General features: G+C 74.2%; 20 protein-coding genes. 10 read left to right on the top strand and 10 right to left on the bottom strand.

The features are described 5' to 3' along the window. Positions 1-34: 34 nt before the first annotated feature. Positions 35-1,714, top strand: coding sequence for a glycosyltransferase family 39 protein (locus O7611_RS04005; RefSeq protein WP_269696228.1), 1,680 nt, complete (start codon positions 35-37; stop codon positions 1,712-1,714). Here O7611_RS04005 and O7611_RS04000 read toward each other — a convergent pair. Continuing rightward, positions 1,711-2,913: a hypothetical protein gene (locus tag O7611_RS04000; RefSeq protein ID WP_194799550.1), complete on the bottom strand. Its 1,203-nt coding sequence runs from the start codon at positions 2,911-2,913 to the stop codon at positions 1,711-1,713. The genes O7611_RS04005 and O7611_RS04000 overlap by 4 nt on opposite strands. A gap of 114 nt (positions 2,914-3,027) precedes the next feature. Here O7611_RS04000 and O7611_RS03995 point away from each other — a divergent pair, with 114 nt between their 5' ends. Genes O7611_RS03995 through hutH form a run of 6 tightly spaced genes read left to right on the top strand, consistent with a single transcriptional unit; the run spans position 3,028 to position 10,799 of the window. Continuing rightward, the gene (locus tag O7611_RS03995; RefSeq protein ID WP_194799549.1) at positions 3,028-3,873 is read left to right on the top strand and encodes a MurR/RpiR family transcriptional regulator; all 846 of its coding nucleotides are present in this window, start codon (positions 3,028-3,030) and stop codon (positions 3,871-3,873) included. Positions 3,874-3,885: 12 nt separating this feature from the next. Continuing rightward, positions 3,886-5,541 carry a urocanate hydratase gene (hutU, locus tag O7611_RS03990; protein WP_194799548.1) on the top strand — a complete coding sequence of 552 codons (1,656 nt, stop codon included), beginning with the start codon at positions 3,886-3,888 and terminating at the stop codon, positions 5,539-5,541. Continuing rightward, complete coding sequence (locus O7611_RS03985) at positions 5,538-6,737, top strand: allantoate amidohydrolase (protein ID WP_269696227.1); 1,200 nt, start codon at positions 5,538-5,540, stop codon at positions 6,735-6,737. Before hutU ends, O7611_RS03985 begins: the two co-directional genes overlap by 4 nt. Continuing rightward, a complete protein-coding gene (locus O7611_RS03980; protein WP_269698043.1) occupies positions 6,734-8,098 on the top strand; it encodes a formimidoylglutamate deiminase in 1,365 nt (454 codons plus the stop codon). Before O7611_RS03985 ends, O7611_RS03980 begins: the two co-directional genes overlap by 4 nt. Next, a complete protein-coding gene (hutI, locus tag O7611_RS03975) occupies positions 8,098-9,264 on the top strand; it encodes an imidazolonepropionase (protein WP_269696226.1) in 1,167 nt (388 codons plus the stop codon). The genes O7611_RS03980 and hutI overlap by 1 nt, the downstream gene beginning before the upstream one ends. Then, positions 9,261-10,799 carry a histidine ammonia-lyase gene (gene hutH, locus O7611_RS03970; protein ID WP_194799546.1) on the top strand — a complete coding sequence of 513 codons (1,539 nt, stop codon included), beginning with the start codon at positions 9,261-9,263 and terminating at the stop codon, positions 10,797-10,799. Before hutI ends, hutH begins: the two co-directional genes overlap by 4 nt. Positions 10,800-10,801: 2 nt before the next feature. On the opposite strand, the gene rdgB is transcribed toward hutH, so the two are convergent. The 9 genes from rdgB to O7611_RS03925 all read right to left on the bottom strand — a co-directional run bounded on the left by rdgB (position 10,802) and on the right by O7611_RS03925 (position 17,562). Then, complete coding sequence (gene rdgB / locus O7611_RS03965) at positions 10,802-11,419, bottom strand: RdgB/HAM1 family non-canonical purine NTP pyrophosphatase (RefSeq protein ID WP_120571409.1); 618 nt, start codon at positions 11,417-11,419, stop codon at positions 10,802-10,804. Next, positions 11,416-12,144 (bottom strand): ribonuclease PH, encoded by a 729-nt coding sequence (rph, locus tag O7611_RS03960; protein ID WP_194799545.1) that lies wholly within the window; start codon positions 12,142-12,144, stop codon positions 11,416-11,418. The genes rdgB and rph overlap by 4 nt, the downstream gene beginning before the upstream one ends. Before the next feature lie 71 nt (positions 12,145-12,215). Beyond that, complete coding sequence (locus O7611_RS03955; protein ID WP_187691215.1) at positions 12,216-12,962, bottom strand: MBL fold metallo-hydrolase; 747 nt, start codon at positions 12,960-12,962, stop codon at positions 12,216-12,218. A gap of 225 nt (positions 12,963-13,187) precedes the next feature. Continuing rightward, the gene (locus O7611_RS03950) at positions 13,188-14,153 is read right to left on the bottom strand and encodes a PLP-dependent cysteine synthase family protein (RefSeq protein ID WP_194799544.1); all 966 of its coding nucleotides are present in this window, start codon (positions 14,151-14,153) and stop codon (positions 13,188-13,190) included. 11 nt (positions 14,154-14,164) lie between these two features. After that, complete coding sequence (locus O7611_RS03945; RefSeq protein ID WP_047892373.1) at positions 14,165-14,503, bottom strand: MoaD family protein; 339 nt, start codon at positions 14,501-14,503, stop codon at positions 14,165-14,167. Between the two features lie 67 nt (positions 14,504-14,570). After that, positions 14,571-15,059 carry a Mov34/MPN/PAD-1 family protein gene (locus O7611_RS03940; RefSeq protein WP_128138201.1) on the bottom strand — a complete coding sequence of 163 codons (489 nt, stop codon included), beginning with the start codon at positions 15,057-15,059 and terminating at the stop codon, positions 14,571-14,573. Between the two features lie 55 nt (positions 15,060-15,114). Further along, complete coding sequence (locus tag O7611_RS03935; protein ID WP_269696225.1) at positions 15,115-15,618, bottom strand: DUF2017 domain-containing protein; 504 nt, start codon at positions 15,616-15,618, stop codon at positions 15,115-15,117. Next, positions 15,615-15,905, bottom strand: a complete 291-nt coding sequence (gene clpS / locus O7611_RS03930) for an ATP-dependent Clp protease adapter ClpS (RefSeq protein WP_018786685.1) — start codon at positions 15,903-15,905, stop codon at positions 15,615-15,617. Before clpS ends, O7611_RS03935 begins: the two co-directional genes overlap by 4 nt. A gap of 115 nt (positions 15,906-16,020) precedes the next feature. Continuing rightward, positions 16,021-17,562 (bottom strand): hypothetical protein, encoded by a 1,542-nt coding sequence (locus tag O7611_RS03925; RefSeq protein ID WP_269696224.1) that lies wholly within the window; start codon positions 17,560-17,562, stop codon positions 16,021-16,023. Positions 17,563-17,755: 193 nt separating this feature from the next. Here O7611_RS03925 and O7611_RS03920 point away from each other — a divergent pair, with 193 nt between their 5' ends. Genes O7611_RS03920 through O7611_RS03910 form a run of 3 tightly spaced genes read left to right on the top strand, consistent with a single transcriptional unit; the run spans position 17,756 to position 22,328 of the window. Further along, a complete protein-coding gene (locus O7611_RS03920; RefSeq protein ID WP_194799541.1) occupies positions 17,756-20,428 on the top strand; it encodes a LuxR family transcriptional regulator in 2,673 nt (890 codons plus the stop codon). Between the two features lie 16 nt (positions 20,429-20,444). Further along, complete coding sequence (locus O7611_RS03915; protein ID WP_120571413.1) at positions 20,445-21,731, top strand: nicotinate phosphoribosyltransferase; 1,287 nt, start codon at positions 20,445-20,447, stop codon at positions 21,729-21,731. 15 nt (positions 21,732-21,746) lie between these two features. Then, positions 21,747-22,328, top strand: coding sequence for an isochorismatase family protein (locus tag O7611_RS03910; RefSeq protein ID WP_269696223.1), 582 nt, complete (start codon positions 21,747-21,749; stop codon positions 22,326-22,328). Positions 22,329-22,336: the final 8 nt, after the last annotated feature.

The following is a 22,336-nucleotide window of genomic DNA, read 5'->3' as shown; positions in this document are numbered from 1 at the left end:
GCTGACGTGAATGACGTTTTGATACCGTCTCGCCGTGTCCGTGACACGCCCGGCCTTCTCCCCCTCGATGGCGCCCGCGACACCGGCGCCGTCGCGGCCGGGCACGCCGGTGGCGTACGCCGCCGTCGCGTGGGACCGGCTGAGCCGCTCCCCGTACTGGTCCGTCGCGGGCCTGCTGGTCGCGCTGGGCGCCGTGCTGCGGATCCGGCAGTGGGCGTACGCGCGCAGCTTCTGGAGCGACGAGCTGTACGTGGCGCACAACATCCGGGAACGCGGCTACCTGGACCTGTTGCGGCCGCTGGCGTTCAGCCAGTCCGCGCCGCCCGGCTGGCTGTGGCTGGAACGGTTCGCGTACGAGCAGTTCGGCGACGGTGAGCGGGCGCTGCGGCTGGTGCCACTGCTGTTCGGGCTGGCGCTGCTGCCGCTCGTGGCCTGGCTCGGCCGGCGGCTCCTGCCGCCGCTCGCCGCGCTGGCGGCGCTGCTGCTGGTCGCCGTCGCGCCGTTCCTGATCGGCTACTCCAACGAGCTCAAGCAGTACAGCGCCGAGGCGTTCGGCGTCACGCTCGTGGTCGGGCTGGCGCTGCTGCTCGTCCGGAACGGCGTCACCTGGGCCGGGTCGGCGGTGTTCTGGTCGGCGGCGACGGTCACGGCGTTCGTCAGCACGTTGTCCATTCCGGTCACCGCCGCGCTCGGCGTGCTGCTCGGCGGGTACGCGCTGTCCCGCACCGATCGGCAGTGGGCGAGCAGGTGGCGGGAGGTCGGCCGGTTCCTCGCCCCGGCGCCGGCCTGGGGCGTGGTCGCACTCGTGGTGTACGTGCTGTTCCTGGCGCCGGGGCTCGCCGATCCGCAACTCGCCGCGTACTGGCGGGCGAAGTCGATCTACCCGGCGCACCCGCTCACCGACCTGGCCGCCACCGTGGAATGGCTCGCGGCCACGTACCGGAGTCTCGCCACGGTGCCGTTCGTGGCCTGGTCGGCGTGGGTCGTCGTACCGCTGCTGGTGCTGGGCACGGCCGCCGGGCTGCGCCGGCTGTCCACGGTGGCGGTGCTGGTGCTGCTCACGCCGCTGGCGGCCGGGCTGGCCGGCGCGGCCGTGTCGGTCTACCCGTTCAACGGCCGGCTGGCGCTCTACGCGGTGCCCGCCTGCCTGCTGCTCGCCGCGCTCGCCGTCGCGCCGCCGCCGATGCGGGCCGGCCTGCCCGCCCGGATCCGGTGGGTGGTCGGCGTGGTGCTGGTGCTCGCGCTCGCCGTTCCGCAACTGGCGACCGCCGTGGTGGCGACTGTCCATCCGGCGCGGGCCTTCGCCCAGGGCGGCGGCGCCAACGCTGTCGACTACCGGGGCGCGCTGGGCTACCTGGACGACAAACGCCGCCCGGGTGACCTGGTGCTGGCCACCACCGTGTCGTGGAACGCGCAGGCCTGGTACGGCCCGGCGGCGGACGCCTACGTGGTAGCGGCCGGCCCCGGCGGCTGCCCCGGGCGCACCGTGTCCACGCTGTTGCCCGGACGGGCCCGGGTCTGGCTGTTCCAGGCCACCGACTGGGCCGACGGGGCCAACCGGGACGTCATCGTCCGGCTCGGCGGCAGCGGCGTGGCGGTGACCGAGCGGCAGTTCGGCGGGGCACGCGTGGTCCGCTTCGACCTGGCCGCGGGCGTCACCAAGGGCAGCGACGTCTGCCTGGTGCCGCCGCCGAACGGCGCGGCTGTCCGTTAACTGTGCCGCTGCCAGAGGTCGCGCAGCGCGTCCCAGTTGCCGCCCAGCCCGGCACCGCACGGCGTCTCCATGTAGATGGCGCTGGTGTTGTCGTCGCGGCCCCACCAGATGCCGCAGACCGGGCGGCCGTCCTGGCCGTTGCCGGCGTACTCGACGTAGCTGCCCTGCGCCCCGCTGACGCCGCCGGTGGCCGGACCGGCCTCCCGCATGCCCGGCGCGAGCGCCCGGCCGATGATGCCCATCTGCTGGCGGAAGGCGCGCGCCGCCTCCTTCTTCTCGGCCGACTCGTACTCGGCGAAGTGCAGCGACACGCCCAGGTAGCGGCAGAAGACGTGCTGCTTCTCGCCGTCGGCGAGCCCGGGGCCGCTCTTCTCGGTGTTGATCGCGCAGCCGCCCACGCCGTCGAGCCACGGCTCGGCGATCGGCATGAGCGTGGCGTCGAACTTCGCCTTGTTCAGCGACTGCTGGGTGGCCTCGTAGAGCGCCGGGGATGCGCTGGCAGTCGGAGTGGACGGTTCGCCGCCGTCGGCGAGCGACCGCCCGGCCAGCAGACCGGCGCCGCCGGCCAGCACGGCCGCCATGACCAGACCCCCGATCCACAGTCCGGTACGGCTCTTCGGCGGGCGGGCGACCGGTGCGATCCGGGGACCGCCGGTCGGCACGAGCGGATCCGGGGCGGTGGCCTGGGCCGGGATCGCCGGCACCGGCATGCCCGGCGACACCGGCACACCGGGTGACACGGGCGCGCCGGACGAGACGGGCGCGCCGGAGACCGGCTGCTGCGGCGTCATCGCCCACGGCTGCGGACTCCACGGCAGCTGCGGCGGCGACGAGACCTGCTGCGGTGGCGCGGACACCGGCGGGGGCGGCGGGAGCATCTCGCCGGTGGCGGTGCGCTGGTAGTCCATGCCCAGGCTGCGGAACAGCCGCTCGGCAGCGCCGTCCTCGTCGGACGGATACGCCACCCAGGGCTGACCGGCGGCGAAGTCGGAGTTCACGTACCGGTGGCCGCCGGGCGTCTGGGCCAGCACGTTCGCCGCGTTCGTGAACGCCTCACGCCAGCGCTGGTCACCGGCGGCGGCGCCGTCCAGGACCGCCACGGTGAGCGCGCGGTCCTGCCCGTCGAGCGCGGCCCAGGCCCTGCCGACCTGGCACTCGCCCAGCACCTCGGTGAACCTGTACGGACCTTCCGGCTGCATGCCCCACTCCTCTGCTCACCCGCCGTGCGGATAGTACAGAGAGCACGCTCACCGGATCTCCCTGCGGTCGGGCCACTCTTGCGCTCTGAAAGTTTTCATGCATAGAGTCGCGGCGTGAATGAAGGCAGTGCGGCCGCCCCCGACCGCCTGCTCGACCTCTTCCACGGCGTACGGCTCACCCCGACCCAGCGCCGCATCGCCCACTGTCTGGTGCGGCACGCGGGCGCGGCGGCGTACCTGTCCGCCGCCGAGGTGGCCGAGCTGGCGGGTGTCAGCCAGCCGTCGGTGACCCGGTTCGCCATGGCGCTCGGGCACGACGGCTACCCCGCGCTGCGCCGCCGCCTGCGGGAACTGACTGTCACCGGGTCGGCCGAACCGGCCGCCGGCAACGCCCTGCAACGGGCGGTGCACGCCGAGCGGGACAATCTCGACCGGCTCGCCGCGCAGCTCGCCGACGCCGAGCGGGTCGCCGAGGTGGGGAAGCTGCTCGCGGCCAGCCGTCCGCTGCCCGTGCTCGGGCTGCGCGCCGCCGCGCCGCTCGCCGCGTACTTCGCGTACTTCGCCGCCAAGGTGCACCCGGACGTGCGGGTGCTCGACGACGGCGGCAGCATGCTCGTCGACCGGCTGGACCAGGCGGTCGCGGCCGGCGCGACGGCGATGCTCGCGTTCGTGCTGCCCCGCTACCCCCGGGAGACCCTGGACGCGCTGCGCGAGGCCCGGGACGCCGGGCTGACCGTCGTGGCGATCACCGACTCACCGGTGAGCCCGGCCACCGAGCACGCCGAGGTGGTCCTGCCCGCCGCCGTCGGCGCCGACCTGGTCTTCGACCTGCACACCGCCCCGATGACGCTGGCCATGGTGGTGCTCCAGGCAATCTGCGACGCCGCGCCGGCCGAGACCCAGAACCGGCTCGAGGCGTTCGAGTCGTCCGCCGCCCGCCGCCAGTTGTTCCTCGGCTGAGAGGAGTACGAGATGCACCAGCCCGTCCGCGCCGCCCGCGGCACCGCACGCACCGCGAAGGGGTGGCCACAGGAGGCCGCCCTGCGGATGCTGATGAACAATCTCGACCCGGAGGTCGCCGAGCGCCCCGAGGACCTGGTGGTCTACGGCGGCACCGGCAAGGCGGCCCGGGACTGGCCGTCGTACCACGCGCTCGTGCGCACGCTGACCGAGCTGCGCGACGACGAGACGATGCTCGTGCAGTCGGGCCGCCCGGTCGGGGTGATGCGCACCCACGAGTGGGCGCCGCGCGTACTGCTGGCCAACTCCAACCTGGTCGGCGACTGGGCCACCTGGCCGGAGTTCCGCCGCCTGGAGTCGCTGGGCCTGACCATGTACGGGCAGATGACCGCCGGTTCCTGGATCTACATCGGCACCCAGGGCATCCTCCAGGGCACGTACGAGACGTTCGCCGCTGTCGCCGCCAAGCGCTTCGGCGGCACGCTCGCCGGCACGCTGACGCTCACCGCCGGCTGCGGCGGCATGGGCGGTGCGCAGCCGCTGGCGGTCACCATGAACGGCGGCGTCTGCCTGATCGTGGACGTGGACCGGACCCGGCTGGAGCGGCGGGCGCACGACCGCTACCTCGACGAGATCGCCGACTCGCTCGACGACGCGGTCGAGCGGGCGCTCGCCGCGAAGCGGGACCGGCGGGCCCTGAGCGTCGGGGTGGTCGGCAACGCCGCCACCGTCTTCCCCGAGCTGCTGGCGCGCGGGGTAGCGATCGACATCGTGACCGACCAGACGAGCGCGCACGACCCGCTGTCGTACGTGCCGGAAGGCGTGGACCTCGGCGACGCGCGGGACTACGCGGCGGCCAAGCCGGCCGAGTTCACCGACCGGGCCCGGGCGTCGATGGCGAAGCACGTGGAGGCGATGGTCGGCTTCCTGGACGTGGGCGCCGAGGTCTTCGACTACGGCAACTCGATCCGGGGCGAGGCCAAGCTCGGCGGATACGAGCGGGCGTTCGACTTCCCCGGGTTCGTGCCCGCGTACATCAGGCCGTTGTTCTGCGAGGGCAAGGGCCCGTTCCGCTGGGCCGCGCTCTCCGGCGACCCGAAGGACATCGCCGCCACCGACCGGGCCATCCTCGACCTGTTCCCGGAGAACGAGTCCCTCGCCCGGTGGATCCGGATGGCCGGCGAGCGGGTCGCGTTCCAGGGCCTGCCGGCGCGGATCTGCTGGCTCGGCTACGGCGAGCGCGAACGCGCCGGGGTGCGGTTCAACGAGATGGTCGCCTCCGGCGAGCTGAGCGCCCCGGTGGTGATCGGCCGGGACCACCTGGACTGCGGCAGCGTCGCCAGCCCCTACCGGGAGACCGAGGCGATGGCCGACGGCTCCGACGCGATCGCCGACTGGCCGCTGCTGAACGCGCTCGTCAACACCGCGAGCGGTGCGTCCTGGGTGTCCATCCACCACGGCGGCGGCGTCGGCATCGGCCGGTCCATCCACGCCGGCCAGGTCTGCGTGGCCGACGGCACCGCGCTGGCCGGGCAGAAGATCGAGCGGGTGCTCACAAACGACCCGGCGATGGGCGTCATCCGGCACGTCGACGCCGGCTACGACGACGCGCGCGAGGTCGCCGAGCGCACCGGCGTGCGCGTCCCCATGACCGAGGGAGACCTGTGACCGACCTGGCGGCCCGGTTCCGCCAGCTGTGGGACGAGATCGCGCCGGTCGGGCGGGACGCCGGCAGCGGCGGCTACCTGCGGTATGCGCTGACCGAGCCGGAGCTGCGGCTGCGCGCCTGGTTCCGGGAGCAGGCCGACCGGCGGGGCATGCCGGTGTCGCAGGACGGCAACGGCAACCTGTTCGCCTGGTGGGGCGACCCGGTGGCCGGGGACGCGGTGCTCACCGGCAGCCACTTCGACTCGGTGCCGCACGGCGGCGCGTACGACGGGCCGCTCGGCATCGTGAGCGCGTTCCTCGCCGTGGACGAGCTGCGGGCCGCGGGCGTCACCCCGGACCGGCCGGTGGTGGTGGCCGCGTTCGTGGAGGAGGAGGGCGCGCGGTTCGGCGTACCCTGCCTGGGATCGCGCCTGCTCACCGGCGAGATCGACGTCGACCGCGCGGCCGGGCTGCGCGACCAGGCCGGGACGACCTTCGCGCAGGCGCTGGGCGAGCGGCCGGCGGGCGCCGACCCGGCGCTGCTCGGCCGCTTCGCGGCCTTCGTGGAGCTGCACGTCGAGCAGGGCCGCGCGCTGGTCGACCTGGACGCGCCGGTCGCGGTGGCGTCCGCGATCTGGCCGCACGGCCGGTGGAGGTTCGACTTCACCGGCGAGGGCAACCACGCGGGTACGACCCGGATGGCCGACCGCCGCGACCCGATGCTCACCTACGCGTTCACCGTGCTCGCGGCGAACAAGGAGGCCCGGCTGCGCGACGCGCATGCCACAGTGGGCCGGGTGTCGGTCGAGCCGAACGCCACGAACGCGATCCCGTCCCGGGTCACCGGCTGGCTCGACGCGCGGGCGGCCGAGGCGGAGACGCTGTACGGTCTGGTCGAGGCGGTACGCACCAAGGCCGCCGACCGGGCCGGCCGCGACGGCACCACGCTGACCTGCACGCAGGAGTCGGCGACCCCGCTCGTCGCGTTCGACAGGGGGCTGGCCGACCGGCTGGCCGCGCTGCTCGGCGCGCCGGTGCTGCCCACCGGTGCCGGGCACGACGCGGGCGTGCTGGCGGCGCACCTGCCCACCGCGATGCTGTTCGTGCGCAACCCGACCGGGGTGTCGCACTCCCCCGCCGAGGCGGCCACCGACGCCGACTGCGCCGCCGGGGTGGCCGCCCTGGCCCGGGTGCTGGAGGAGCTGGCATGCCGCTGACCCGCTGGCTGGCCGAGTACGCCTGGCTGCCCGACCGCGCCGAGCCCACCCGGGACGTGCTGATCGAGGCGACCGACGGGCGGCTCACCGCTGTCACCCCGCTGACCGTGGACGGTCCGCCGACCGCCGGGGTGGAGGTGCTCGCCGACGCGGTCCGGCTGCCCGGCCTGACGGTGCCCGGCCTGGCGAACGCGCACTCGCACGCGTTCCACCGGGCGCTGCGCGGGCGCACCCACGACGGGCGCGGCGACTTCTGGTCCTGGCGCAGCCTGATGTACGCCGTCGCGATCCGGCTCGACCCGGACACCTACCTGGCGCTGGCCCGCGCCGTGTACGCCGAGATGGCGCTGTCCGGAATCACCTGCGTGGGCGAGTTCCACTACCTGCACCACGGTCCCGGCGGCACCCCGTACGACGACCCGAACGCCATGTCCGCAGCCCTCGTGGAGGCCGCCGCGCACGCCGGGATCCGGCTCACGCTGCTGGACACCGCGTACCTGGCCGGGGGCGTGGACGGCACTCCGCTGGCCGGGCCGCAACGCCGGTTCGGCGACGGCGACGCGCTGCGGTGGGCGCAGCGGGTGGACGCGTTCCGCCCGGCCGACGACCACGTCCGGCTCGGCGCGGCCATCCACTCGGTGCGCGCGGTCCCGGCCGAGCAGCTCGCCACCGTGGCGGGCTGGGCCGACCGCAACGGGCTGCCGCTGCACGTGCACCTGTCCGAGCAGCCGGCCGAGAACGACGCCTGCCGGGCCGTGCACGGGTGCACGCCGACTCGGCTGCTGGCCGACCACGGCGTGCTCGGCCCGCACACCACGGCCGTGCACGCCACCCACCCGACCGCCGCCGACGTGACGCTGCTCGGCGACAGCCGTACCCGGGTCTGCGTCTGCCCCACCACCGAACGCGACCTGGCCGACGGGGTCGGCCCGGTACGCCGGATGGCCGACGCGGGCAGCCCGCTGAGCCTGGGCAGCGACAGCCACGCCGTGGTGGACCTGTTCGAGGAGGCCCGCGCGCTGGAGATGGACGAGCGGCTGCGTACCCGGCGGCGGGGGCACTTCACGCCGGCCGAGCTGGTCACCGCCGCCACCGTGGGCGGGCACGCCGCGCTGGGCTGGGGCGACGCCGGCCGGCTCGCCGTCGGGCAGCGGGCGGACCTGGTCACGGTACGGCTGGACAGCGCCCGCACCGCCGGGGTGCCGCCGGTCGGCGCGTTCTTCGCCGCCACCGCCGCCGACGTGACGAGCGTCGTGGTCGACGGCCGCCCCGTGGTGGACGGCGGCCGGCACCTCACCGTGGACGTGCCCACCGAGCTGCGGGACGCGATCGCGGCGGTGACCGCGAAGGACGACTCGTGATGCGCGGCAGCCTGCTCGTGGACCACATCGGCGAGCTGGTCACGAACGACGGCCGCGACGGCGACCCGCTGGGCATCCGGCGCGACGCCGCACTGTTGATCGAGGACGGCGAGGTGGCCTGGACCGGTCCGGCCCGGCACGCGCCCGCCGCCGACCGGCGGATCGACGCCGGTGGCGCGGCGGTGCTGCCCGGCTTCGTGGACAGTCACGCCCACCTGGTCTTCGCCGGGGACCGGGCCGCCGAGTTCGCCGCCCGGATGGCCGGCGAGCCCTACACCGGCGGCGGCATCAGGACCACTGTGGGCGCCACCCGCGCGGCCTCCGACGACGACCTGCGCGCCACTGTGGGCCGGCTGCGCGCCGAGATGCTGCGGCAGGGCACCACCACCGTCGAGATCAAGAGCGGGTACGGCCTGAACGTCGCCGACGAGGCCCGCTCGCTGCGGATCGCCGCCGAGTTCACAGGCGACACCACGTTCCTCGGCGCGCACGTCGTCCCCGCCGAGTACGCCGACCGGCCGGACGACTACGTGGGCCTGGTCTGCGGGCCGATGCTCGCCGCCGCCGCGCCGTACGCCCGCTGGATCGACGTGTTCTGCGAGCGGGGCGCGTTCGACGCCGACCACGCGCGGGCGATCCTCGCCTGCGGGCAGGCCGCCGGTCTGGGCGTCCGGCTGCACGCGAACCAGCTCGGCCCCGGGCCGGGCGTACGGCTCGGCGTGGAGATGGGCGCGGCCAGCGTCGACCACTGCACCCACCTGACCGACGCCGACATCGACGCGCTGGCCGGCTCGGCGACGGTCGCCACGCTGCTGCCGGGCGCCGAGTTCTCCACCCGGTCGCCCTATCCGGACGCCCGGCGGCTGCTCGACGCGGGCGTGACTGTCGCGCTCGCCACCGACTGCAACCCCGGCTCGTCGTACACGTCGTCGATGCCGTTCTGCGTCGCGCTCGCCGTACGCGAGATGCGGATGACCCCGGCGGAGGCGGTGTGGGCCGCGACCGCCGGCGGGGCGGCGGCGCTGCGCCGCACCGACGTGGGGCGGCTGACCCCCGGGGCGCGGGCCGACCTGATCGTCCTCGACGCCCCGTCCCACCTGCACCTGGCCTACCGGCCGGGGGTGCCACTGATCCGCCAGGTTCTGCACAACGGAGTGCCGCGATGACCACCGTGACCATCCTGTCCACCGGGGTCACCCCCGCCGACGTGCTCGCGGTGGCCCGCGGCACCGCAAAGGTCGTGCTCGACCCGGCCGCCACCGAGGCGATGGCGACCTCGCGGTCCATCGTGGACCGGATCGAGGCGGCCGGCCGGCCGGTGTACGGCGTCTCCACCGGCTTCGGCGCCCTCGCCAACACGTTCGTCGCCCCGGAGCGGCGGGCCGAGCTTCAGCACGCGCTGATCCGCTCGCACGCCGCCGGGGTGGGCGCGCCGATGCCGCGCGAGGTGGTACGCGCCATGATGCTGCTGCGGGTCCGCTCGCTGGCGCTCGGCCGTTCCGGTGTCCGCCCGCTGGTCGCCGAGGCGCTCGTGGACCTGCTCAACCACGAGGTCACCCCGTGGGTGCCGGAGCACGGCTCGCTCGGCGCATCAGGCGACCTGGCGCCGCTGGCGCACTGCGCGCTGGTGCTGCTCGGCGAGGGCTGGGTGCTCGGCCCGGCCGGTGACCGCATCCCGGCCGCCGACGCGCTGCGCCGGGTCGGGCTCAAGCCGGTGTCGCTCGCGGCCAAGGAAGGGCTGGCGCTCATCAACGGCACCGACGGCATGCTCGGCATGCTGCTGCTCGCCGTCTCCGACGCGCGGCACCTGTTCGCCATGGCGGACGTGACGGCGGCGCTCGCCATCGAGGCGATGCTCGGCTCGGAGCGGCCGTTCCTGCCCGAGCTGCACGCGATCCGCCCGCACCCCGGGCAGGCCGCCTCGGCGGCGAACATCCACCGGCTGTTGCAGGGCTCGGCGGTGATGGACTCGCACCGCGACGACCTGGCGCACGCGGTGCAGGACGCGTACTCGATGCGCTGCGCCCCGCAGGTCGCCGGCGCGGCCCGGGACACGCTCGACTTCGTCGAGGTGGTCGCGGGACGGGAACTGCTGTCGGTGGTGGACAACCCGGTGGTGCTGCCGGACGGGCGGGTCGAGTCGACAGGCAACTTCCACGGCGCGCCGCTCGGCTTCGCCGCCGACTACCTGGCCATCGCCGCCGCCGAGGTGGGCGCGATCGCCGAGCGGCGGGTGGACCGCCTGCTGGACGTCACCCGTTCCCGGGAGCTGCCCGCGTTCCTGTCCCCCGACGCCGGGGTGAACTCCGGGCTCATGATCGCCCAGTACACCGCCGCCGGGATCGTGGCGGAGAACCGCCGGCTCGCCGCGCCCGCCTCGATCGACTCGCTGCCGACCAGCGGCATGCAGGAGGACCACGTCTCGATGGGCTGGGCGGCCACCAAGAAGCTGCGCACGGTGCTGGACAACCTGACCAGCCTGCTCGCGGTGGAGCTGCTGGCGGCCGTACGCGGGCTCCAGCTCCGCGCGCCGCTGACCCCGTCACCGGCCGGGCGGGCGGCGCTCGACGCGCTCGGCGGCACCATCGGCGAGCCGGGACCGGACGTGTTCCTCGCGCCGCTGATGGAGGCCGCGCGGGACGTGGTACGCGGCCCGGAGTTGCGCGCGGCGATCGAGCGGGAGATCGGCCCGCTCGGCTGATCTCAGGCGGCGGGCGGGAGCACCTTCGCGACCAGCTTGGCCAGTTCCCGCAGCGCCTTGCCGCGGTGGCTGACCGCGTCCTTCTCCTCGGGCGTCAGCTCCGCGTTGGTGCGCTCCTGCCCGTCGCCCAGGAAGATCGGGTCGTAGCCGAAGCCGCCGTCGCCGCGCGGCGCGCGCAGCAGCCGGCCGGACTGGCGGCCGTCGACCAGGTGCTCCTTGCCGCCGGGCAGCACCAGCGCGACGGTGCAGACGAATGCGGCGCCCCGGTGCTCGTCCGGCACGTCGGCGACCTGGTCCAGCACGAGCTGGAGGTTGGCGTGGTCGTCGCCGTGCCGGCCGGACCAGCGGGCGCTGAACACACCCGGCATGCCGTTGAGCGCGTCCACCGCCAGCCCGGAGTCATCAGCGATGGTCGGCAGGCCGGTACGCCGGCAGCCCTCCCGCGCCTTGATCAGCGCGTTCTCGCCGAACGTGAGGCCGGTCTCCGGCAGCTCCGGGTACTCCTCGACGTCGTCGAGCCCGAGCAGGGCGATCCGGTGCGCGCCGAGCGCGCCGTCCAGGATCCGCTGGAGCTCGACGAGCTTCTTCCGGTTCCGCGTGGCGAGCAGGACCTTGTTCATGACGAGAGCGCCTTCCGCTGCGCGTCGGCCAGTTCCAGACAACCCGCCACGCCCAGGTCGAGCAGCGCGTCGAGCTGGTCGCGGGCGAAGACGCCCGCCTCACCGGTGCCCTGCACCTCGACGAAGTCGCCGGTGCCGGTGCAGACCACGTTCATGTCGACCTCGGCGGTGACGTCCTCGGCGTAGCAGAGGTCGAGCATCGCCTCGCCGCCGATCACCCCGACGCTCACCGCGGCCACCGAGCGGTGCATCACCTTCTCCACCTTGCCGGCCAGCGCCTTGCGCTCGGCCAGCCAGGTGACCGCGTCGTGAAGCGCGACGTACGCGCCGGTGATCGCGGCGGTACGGGTGCCGCCGTCGGCCTGGAGCACGTCGCAGTCCAGCACGATCGAGTTCTCGCCGAGCGCCTTCAGGTCGACGCAGGCGCGCAGGCTGCGGCCGATCAGCCGGGAGATCTCGTGCGTGCGCCCGCCGACCTTGCCGCGGACGCTCTCCCGGTCCGAACGGGTGTTCGTGGCGCGGGGCAGCATCGCGTACTCGGCGGTCACCCAGCCCAGCCCGGAGCCCTTGCGCCAGCGGGGCACGCCCTCGGTGACGCTCGCCGTGCAGAGGACCCGGGTCGCGCCGAACTCGACGAGCACCGAGCCCTCCGGGTGGGTGCTCCAGCCCCGGGTCAGGGTCACCGGTCGGAGTTGGTCGGGCCGCCGCCCGTCAGGTCGCGCCATGCCTGCACCCTATGCGGTGCGGTGATCGCACCTGCCGCGGGTGCCCGCCGACGACAGGGCCGCCGCCGGGCTCAGACCTCGTAGCAGGCGCCGGGCCGGACCACGTCCAGCGGCCCGGCGTACGCCCCGGCCGCCGCCTCCACGGTCTGCGACTCGCTGCCCCAGGCCGGTACGAGATGGGTGAGCAGGAGCCGTCCCACGCCCGCCTTGGTGGCCGCCTCACCGGCCTCCCGGCCGGTCAGGTGCAGATCCGGCGGGTTCTCCACGCCGTCCATGTAGCTCGCCTCGCAGAGGAACACGTCGGCGTCCTGGGCCAGGCGTAGCAGCGCCTCGCAGGGCGCGGTGTCGGCGGAGTAGCAGAACACCCGGCCGCCGTGCTCCAGCCGCACCCCGTACGTCTCCACCGGGTGGTTCATCCGGTCGACGGTGACGGAGAACGGGCCGATCGGGAACGTGCCCGGCTGGAGGCCGTAGAACTGGTAGACGTCCTCGACCGAGCCCTCCTCCTGCCCGTACGCGGCGGCCAACCGGTCGGGCGCGCCGGACGGGGCGTACATCGGCAGGGGCGGGTACGGGCCGTCCGGCGCGTACCGGCGTACCACGACGTAGGACACGGCGTCGAACATGTGGTCGCAGTGCAGGTGGGTGAGGAGGATGGCGTCGGGGGCGTGCAGCCCGACGTAACGCTGGAGCGTGGAGAGCGACCCCACCCCGAAGTCGATCAGAAGCCGGAAGCCGTCTGCTTCCATAAGATAGGCCGAACAGGGGGATTCGGGCCCCGGGAAGCTGCCCGCGCAGCCGAGGACGGTCAGTCTCATCCGGTGGCCTCGATCTCACCATGAGTAGTCGATGCGCCGGCGGCGGCGCCGCCGATGATCTCTACCGACGCGCTCGCCACGCTGCGCAGCCTACGCGTCGCCCCGGTCGGGCAAGAATCATCTGCCGGAAGTTGTCATCAACGTGACACCCATACACGTCCGCTCCGGACGAGACCGGCGGTCCGGCCGGCGGGCACGCCACCGGCCGGACCGGCCATCGGTCCGTCAGGCCCAGAGCTGACCCTCCAGGGCCTCCTCCGCGTCGGCGAGGGTGCCGCCGTACGCGCCGGTCGAGAGGTACTTCCAGCCGCCGTCGCAGACCACGAACGCCACGTCCGCGCCGCGGCCGTCGCGGACCGCCTCGTGCGCCACCGCGAGCGCGGCGTGCAGGATGGCGCCGGTGGAGAACCCGGCGAAGATGCCCTCCACCTCGACGAGCTGCCGGGTACGCAGCACCGCGTCCCGGGTGCCCACGGAGAACCGGCGGGACAGCACCCCGGCGTCGTACAGCTCGGGCACGTAACCCTCGTCGATGTTGCGCAGACCGTAGACCAGCTCGCCGTAGCGCGGCTCGGCCGCCACGATCTGGATGCCCTCGACCTTCTCCCGCAGGTAGCGCCCGGTGCCCATGAGCGTGCCGGTGGTGCCCAGCCCGGCCACGAAGTGGGTGATGCCCGGCAGGTCCTGGAGCAGCTCCGGCCCGGTCGTCTCGTAGTGCGCCCGGGCGTTCGCCTCGTTGCCGTACTGGTAGAGCATCACCCAGTCCGGGTGCTCGGCGGAGATCTGCTTCGCGGTCGCGACCGCCTGGTTCGAGCCGCCCGCGGCGGGCGAGAAGATGATCTCCGCGCCGTACATGCGGAGCAGTTGCACCCGCTCGGTGGAGACGTTCTCCGGCATCACGCAGACCAGCCGGTAGCCGCGCAGCTTCGCCACCATCGCCAGCGAGATGCCGGTGTTGCCGCTCGTCGGCTCCAGGATCGTGTCACCCGGACGCAGCCGACCGGACTCCTCGGCCGCGCGCACCATGAACAGGGCCGCGCGGTCCTTGATGCTGCCGGTCGGGTTCCGGTCCTCCAGCTTGGCCCAGAGCCGCACCGGCGGCGCCCCGGCCGGGACCGTCGGCGAGAGCCGGGGCAACCCGACCAGCGGCGTGCCGCCGCAGGCGTCGAGGAGGCTTTCGTACCGCGCCATCGCGGGCCCCCTCAGCGGGCGGCGCGCGTGGAGACCGCGTGCGAGGCGATCGCCGCGGCGGCCGCGAAGCCGAACGCGCCACCGGCCACGGCCGGCAGGATGGTCACGCTGTCGCCGTCGTTGAGCTTGGCGTCGAGCGCGCCGAGGAAGCGGACGTCCTCGTCGTTGACGTAGACGTTGACGAACCGGTGCAGCGCGCCCGCGTCGGTGACCAGGCGGGCCTTCAGGCCGCCGTGCCGGGAGTCCAGGTCGGCGATCAGGTCGGCGAGCGTGTCGCCGCTGCCCTCGACGACCTTCGCGCCGCCGGTGTAGCTGCGCAGGATGGTGGGGATACGAACCTCGATGGCCATGATGTCTCGTGCTCCTCGTTCGGGATCGTGCCAGGTGACGGGAAAAGGAAGGTGCCGGCGCTGAAGGTCAGCGGCCGGAACACTCGTAGTCGACCGTCGCCGGGCTCTGCCCGAACATGTAGGACTGGACGGCGTTCGGGTCCACGGCGGCGTCCACGATCTCCACCGGTTCCTCGGTGACCACGCCGTCGACGATCCGGAAGGAGCGGATCTCCTCGGTGTCGGGCTCGCGGGTCGAGACGAGCAGGTAGTGCGCGCCCGGCTCGCCGGCGAAGGAGACGTCCGTACGTGACGGGTAGGCCTCCGTCGCGGTGTGCGAGTGGTAGATGACGACCGGTTCCTCGTCGCGGTCGTCCATCTCGCGCCACACCCGCAACTGCTCCATCGAGTCGAACTCGTAGAACGTCATGGAGCGGGCGGCGTTGTCCATCGGGATGTGCCGGGTCGGGGTGTCGCTGCCGACGGGGCCGGCGACCACGCCGCACGCCTCGTCCGGGTGGTCCCGACGCGCGTGGGCGACGATCGCGTCGATGATCGACCGGTCGATGCTCAGCACGCCGCCAAGCCTAGCCCCTGGCCCGGCCGGGCGGCGAGGTGGCGACCGTCACCACTCAGTCGATGAGCGCGTTGAGCAGGGATTCCTGGAGATATCCGAGATAGGCGTAGACCGACAGTTGGAACACCCGGGACGAGCCCGGGTCCGCGGCGACCGCGTCGTCGAGCTCCTCACCCAGGTCGGTGCCGTCCTTGATCTCCAGGCGTACGCCCATCGCCAGCCGGGCGTCGTTCAGCGCCCGCAGCCACGCCTCGGCCGCCTCCGCGTCCAGCCGCACCTCGCCGCCGGCGTCTCCGTCGGGCAGCACGGCGAGCACGGCGCCCGCCTGGTCGATCTTGCCGGTCTTCAGGTCGCCCTCGGTGTAGCGGCGGAACTCGGCGGTGCCGGCGTCGTCGTCCGGGTAGGCGTCGGGAAACAGCCGCCCGACCACCGGATCGCCGTGGTCGAAGCCGTCGGTCAGCAGGCCGACCACCTCGCCTGCGACCTTGCGCAGGACCCGGACCTCGTCGACCGCGAACGTGGCCACGTAGTGGTCGCCCCGGCGGCGGAACATGCTCATGACCTGTCCACCGTCGCCCAGAGGCCGTACGCGTGCAGCTGCGCCGCGTCGTGCTCCATCCGCTCCCGCGCGCCGCTGGAGACCACGGCCTTGCCCTTGTGGTGCACGTCCAGCATGAGCCGCTCCGCCTTCTCCCGGCTGTACCCGAAGAGCTTCTGGAACACCCAGGTCACGTACGTCATCAGGTTGACCGGATCGTCCCAGACGATGGTCACCCACGGCCGGTCGGAGACCGGCACCTCTTCGGTGTCCGGCGTCTCGACCGGCGCAACCTGTGGAGCCGCCATGCCCCCCATCGTGCCACCGGATCCGGGGAACCGATGAACCGGAACGGCGCGGCGGTCGTCGTCACCCGCCCGGGCGGCGTACGCGAGCCCGGGTCGCGGTGTGCCCGCGCCGTGGTCAGGCAAGCAGGATGCCGTGGTCGACCGCATCGGCGAGCACCCCGCCGAGCGAGAGACGGATCACCTCGAAGCGGCGGGACACCTCGCGGGACAGTTCGAGCTCGACCTCGCGCAGCGCGCGCTGGGCCCAGGAACGGGCGGCGTTCGGGTCGTCGTTGCCCGGTGCCCGCCAGTGCTGCCAGCAGCCGCCGTTGAGGGCGACGCCGACCGGCGGGAGCACCTCGTCCCGCTGGGCGCCAGGCAGCCCGGCCAGCGCGTCCAGGGCGCCCGCGCCGGTCAGCCCGGCGACCCCGGCCGTGCTGGTGACCAGGAGCACCCGGTCCAGCTCGGGGGCGTCCGGGTGGTCCGCCAGGCCCAAGCGCACCGCGTGGATGATCCGCCGGCGTACGCCCTCTGCCAGCGGCGCGCCGAAGACCCGGGCGGCGGCCTCGTCGACCAGGCCCCGCACGGCCTCGTCGCACTGCGTGGTGGCGAGCAGCGACAGGGCCTCCAGCTCCCGGTCGAGCATCTGCGGCAGGCCGGCGCAGCCGACCCCGAAGACGATCTCCTGCACCACCCGCAGGTGGATGTTCGCCAGCTCCAGGGCGAGGTGCTGACGGATCCGGCGGGCGCAGGCGCGGGCCTGGCGGTCGATCCCGTCGGCCAGCTCACCCGGCTCGACACCGGTGAGCACCGGCACCCGGCCGTGCCCGCCGACCGGCACCGGCGGGTGGGCGCTGCCGCGCCGCCGCACCTCGTCGGCGGCCCAGTTCACCAGCGCTCGGCGCAGGTTCGGCAGCTCGGCGCGGCGGGCCGGGAACCACCGGGCCGGGGCGAGCGCCGGCACGGCGGCCAGCAGCGCGGCGCGGTGCGCCTCGATGGAGACCGAGACCGGGTCGAGCGGGCGGGCGGACCCGGCCCGGCCGGACGCCGTCCGGTCCTGGGCCCGCGCGTCGTCGTCCGGCGCCGGGCCGGTCACGCCGGGCGTGACGGCGAAGAACACCTCGACCCGGGTACGCACCACCTCGGCCAGCAGGTGCAGCTCGGCCGCGCTGAACGCCTGGTCGGCGGAGATCACGAAGAGCAGCGCGCCGGCCCGGCCGACGGCGTCGCGCAGCACCCGGCCGCCGGCCACACCGAGCGTGCCGGTATCAGGCGTGTCGACCACCGCGAAGTGCCGCAGCAGCGGATCGGGCAGGCTCAGCTCGACCCGGCGGGGCGGCCGGGCCAGCGCCGGGCCGGCCGCGAGCGGGTCGGCGCCGTAGGAGTGCGGCTGGCGGTAGCCCGGGACGTACGCGGCGCGGGTGGCGGTGGCGGCGTGCTGGATCAGCAGGTTGCTCCCCGGCGGCACGGCGAGCGTCGCGGCCTCGATCCCGAGCAGGCCGGCGATCAGCTCGCGTCGGTTCGCGCCGGCCGGACCGGCGACGACCACCGCCATCGGCTCGTCCGGACCGGGCGCTGTCACACCGAGCCGGGTCGGCAGCGGGGCACTTCCGGAGGCGGGCTCGGCCTGACGGCGCGGGTCGGGCACGTCGACCGAAGGGAGCGGACCCGGTGTCATCAGGTGGGCCTCCCGGTCGGGCGACCGGGGTGCCGGTCGCGGATCTTCCCTGGGTACGGGGACTGCCGGAAGAGTACGGGTGTCGGCCATCCGACAGCCAACAACTCCGGTACTCACGGGTAATGAACAGATTACTCAACTTCACTGCGTGACGATACGCACGCGGACGGAACACGGTCGATATGCTGCATCGATGAGTAGGTGGGAGTTCGTCGGCCGTACTGATGAACTCAACCGTCTGCTGTCGGCGGTCGGCGGCCCCGAGGGGCGCGGTTTGCTCTTCGGCGGCGACGCCGGGGTCGGCAAGAGCCGGCTGCTGCGCGAAGGGGTGGCCGCGCTCTCCCCCGAGCGGTACGCGATCTGGTCCATCGCGGCCAGCGCCACCACTGCCGCGCTGCCGTTCGGCGGGCTGGTCCAGGTGCTGCCCGCCTCGCAGCCGCAGGGCCTGTCCCCCGCCGGAATCCTGCGCTGGGCCCTGGACGTGCTCCAGGAACAGGCAGCCGGCCGGCCCATCGTGCTCGCCGTCGACGACGCGCATCTGCTCGATCCGCCCTCGGCGGCGCTCGTGCACCTGGTCGCCCGCTCGGAGAACGCGTATGTGATCGGGACGCTGCGCAACGGCGAACAGGTCCCGCTGCCGATCCGGGCACTCTGGACCGACGACCTGGCCGACCTGGTCGAGCTCGGCCCGCTGTGCCGCACCGAGACCTCGGGGCTGCTCGCCGCCATCCTGGGCGGCCCGGTCGACGCCTGCTCCTCGGACCGGCTGTTCCAGCTCTCCGCCGGCAACCCGCTGCTGCTGCGGGAGCTGGTGCTCGCCGCCGACGACGCGCTGGACCGCAGGTACGGGCTCTGGACCTGGACCGGCCGGCTGGAGCTGGCGCCCAACCTCACCGAGCTGATCGACACCCGGATCGGCCAGCTCACCCCCGGCGTCCGGGCGGTCGTCGAGCTTGTCGCCTTCGGCGAGCCGCTGGGCCTGCAACTGCTGGAACGGGCGGTCGACCCGGCGGACGTGGAGACGGCCGAGGAACGCGGGCTCATCGCGCTGGTCCACGACGACCGGCGGCTCAACGTCCGGCTGGCGCACCCGCTCTACGGCGAGGTGATGCGCCGGCACTGCCCGGTCAGCCGCACCCGCCGGCTCCAGGCCACCCTGGCCGGGCTGCTGGAACAGGTCGGCAAGCGCCGCCGGGAGGACCTGCTGCGCGTCGCGGTGTGGCGGCTCGACTCGGGTACGGCGCAGGACGTGGCCCTGCTGCTCGAAGCGGCGGTGCAGGCGTTCGGCAGGTACGACGTGCCGCTTGCCACCCGGCTGGCCCGCGCGGCGCTTGAGGCCGGCGGCGGCACGGACGCGGCCGAGCTGCTCGCCACCATCCTCATGTTCGGCGACCGCCCGGACGAGGCGATCGGCGTGCTCGACCAGGTCGCCGGCGAGATCCACGACGACCGGCGGCGCAGCCGGTGGCTGACCGTGCGGGGCATGGTCAGCTACTGGGGGCTCAACCGCGAGTCCACGGTGGAGGAGATCGCCGCGCGCGGCGAGGAGCTGAGCGACCCCGCCGACCGGGCCCGGGTACGCGCGTTCGAGGCCATCATGCGGCTGCACCGGCTCGACGTCGACGTCGCGGTACGGCTGGCCCAGGAGGTGCTGGACCGGCCCGCCGCCCCGATGGCCGCCCGGGAGCTGGCCCGCTGCACGCTCGCCCACCTCCAGGCCGCGCAGGGGCAATACCAGCGCAGCGCCACAGCGATCGCCCGGGTGCAGGCCGAGGCGGCGTGCTGGCGGGCCGACATGCCCTACCTCCAGCTCGCCATGGAGCTGGCCCGGGGCACCCGGCTGACGCTCTCCGGCGACCTGCCCGGCATCGACGCGATCGTCGCCGACGAGTTCGCCGACCTGGCCGGGGCCGGTGACTTCCGGCTCGGCACCGGCTACCTGGCCATCCTCCAGGCGTACGCGGCGCGGCTGCGCGGGCGTGGCGACGAGGCGCTGCGGACCAGCCTGGAGGCGTGCGCGGTGCTCGCCACCAGCCGGGTGTACGCGGGCCTCGCGCACGCGGAGCGCGCCCAGGCCGCCGCGCTGCGCGGGGACGTGACGCACGCGGCCGACGCGATGGCCGAGGCGGACCGGACGCACGCGCCCGGTATGGCCGTGCTCTACCCGTGGCTGGAGCAGGCCCGGGGCGCGGTCCAGGCCGCCACGGGTGACCTGCCGGCGGCCACCAAGCACCTGTGCGCGCTCGCCGACCGGCTGCGCGAGGACGGCCTGGCCGGGCACGAGCTGCTCGTCCTGCTCGACCTGGTCCGGCTGGACCAGGCCGCCGCGCCGGTCGGGCCGACCTGCACCGACGGTGGCCGGCGTACCGTGGCGCAACGCCTGGCCGAACTCTCCGAGCAGGTCGACGGCGTCCTGCCGCCGCTCGTCGCCCGGTTCGGCCGGGCCGCTGTCGACGGCTCGCCGGACGCGCTGCTCGCGGTCGCCGACGGCTTCGCCGACCGGGAGCTGATCGTGTACGCGGCCGAGGCGACCGCCCTGGCCCTGCATCGGACGCGACACGTCCGGGCCGGCGCCACCGGGCCGATCCGGGAACGCCTCGCGGATCTGCTGCGCCGCTGCGACGAGATCTCCACCCCGGCGCTGCGGCTGCTGCGCCCGGCGCTCAGCGAGCGGGAGTGGGAGATCGCCCGGCTGGCCGCAGACGGCGTGACCAGCCGCGCCATCGCCGAGCGGCTGTTCCTGTCGACCCGCACGGTGGAGAACCATCTCCAGCGCGTCTACAGCAAGCTCGGCGTCGCCGGGCGCGGCGAGTTGCGGGCCGCACTGCGGTCCATGCCGGGGCACGACGGCGTGGACCCGGGCTGAACTCTAGGCTGGGGCGGTGAGCACCCTTCGTCCCGCGCTGCTGACCGACCACTACGAGCTGACCATGGTCAGCGCGGCCCTGCGTGACGGCACGGCCGACCGACGCTGCGTCTTCGAGGTGTTCAGCCGGCGGCTGCCGGCCGGGCGCCGGTACGGCGTGGTCGCCGGAACCGGCCGCCTGATCGAGATGATCCGCGACTTCCGGTTCGATCCGGCGGAGATCGACTTCCTGCGCCGTACCGGTGTGGTGGACGAGCCGGCCGCGCAGTGGCTGGCCGACTACCGGTTCACCGGCGACATCGACGGCTACGCCGAGGGCGAGTTGTTCTTCCCCGGCTCGCCGATCCTCACCGTGTCCGGCACGTTCGCCGAGTGCGTGGTGCTGGAGACGCTCGTACTGTCGGTGCTCAACCACGACTGCGCGGTCGCCGCCGCCGCGGCTCGGATGGTCACCGCCGCCCGGGGCCGGGCGCTGATCGAGATGGGCTCCCGCCGGGCACACGAGGAGGCCGCCGTCGCCGCGGCGCGGTCCGCGTACCTGGCCGGGTTCCGGTTCACCTCCAACCTGGCCGCCGGGCAGCGCTACGGCATCCCCACCGCGGGCACCGCCGCGCACGCCTTCACGCTGCTGCACGACGACGAGCGGGCCGCGTTCGCCTCCCAGGTCGCCACGCTGGGCAAGGACACCACGCTGCTCGTCGACACGTACGACATCGCCCAGGGCATCCGCAACGCCATCGCGGTGGCCGGGCCGGAGCTGCGGGCGGTCCGGATCGACTCCGGCGACCTCGCGGTGATCGCCCAGCAGTCCCGCGAGCTGCTCGACTCGCTCGGCGCCACCGAGACAAAGATCATCGTCTCCGGCGACCTCGACGAGTACGCCATCGCCGCGCTCGCCGCCGAACCGGTGGACATGTACGGCGCCGGCACCGCCGTGGTGACCGGCTCCGGAGCGCCCACCGCCGGCCTGGTCTACAAGCTGGTCGAGGTGGAGGGGCGGCCGGTGGTCAAGCGCTCCGAGCACAAGGCCACCATCGGCGGCCGGAAGGTCGCGGTCCGCCGGCACAAGCCGACCGGCACCGCCACCGAGGAGGTCATCGTGCCGCAGGGCGTGCCGGACCGGCAGCCCAACGACCGGTTGCTCCAGCACTCGTACGTGGTGTCCGGCGAGCCGGAGACGCTGCCCACGCTGGAGGAGTCCCGGGACCACCTGCGCCAGTGCCTGATCTCCATCCCGTGGGAGGGGCTCAAGCTCTCCGCCGGAGATCCGGCCGTACCGGTGACCGTCGTACCCGCGAGCTGAGGAGGAACCCGTCAGATGGCGAACGCCCTGATCATCGTGGACGTGCAGAACGACTTCTGCGAGGGCGGCTCCCTCGCGGTCGGTGGCGGAGCCGGCGTGGCCGCCGGCATCTCCCGGCTGCTCGCCGCCGAGCCGGACCGGTGGGACCACGTGGTCGCGACGAAGGACTACCACGTCGACCCGGGCGCGCACTTCGGCGACCCGCCGGACTACGTCGACTCCTGGCCCCGGCACTGCGTGGTCGGCACCTCCGGTTCCGAGTTCCACCCCGAACTGGCGACCGACCGGGTGGAGACGATCTTCCACAAGGGCGAGCACGCGGCCGCGTACTCCGGTTTCGAGGGGCACGCCCCCGACGGCGAGTGCCTGGCCGACTGGCTGCGCCGGCACGACGTGGACCGGGTCGACGTGGTCGGCATCGCCACCGACCACTGCGTGCGCGCCACCGCCCTGGACGCCGCCCGGGAGGGCTTCCGGACCACGGTGCTGCTGGACCTGACCGCCGCTGTCGCGCCGGACACGCTCGACGTGGCGCTGCGGGCGCTGGACGGCGCCGGGGTGACAATGGTGGGCGAGCCTGTGATCACTGCCGCTTGACCTGATAA

This window comes from Micromonospora sp. WMMC273, from assembly GCF_027460285.1.
GTDB classification, from domain to species: Bacteria; Actinomycetota; Actinomycetes; order Mycobacteriales; family Micromonosporaceae; genus Micromonospora; species Micromonospora aurantiaca.
The sequence above is the reverse complement of the archived record's forward strand: the minus strand, read 5'-3'. Positions and strand labels throughout refer to the sequence as shown.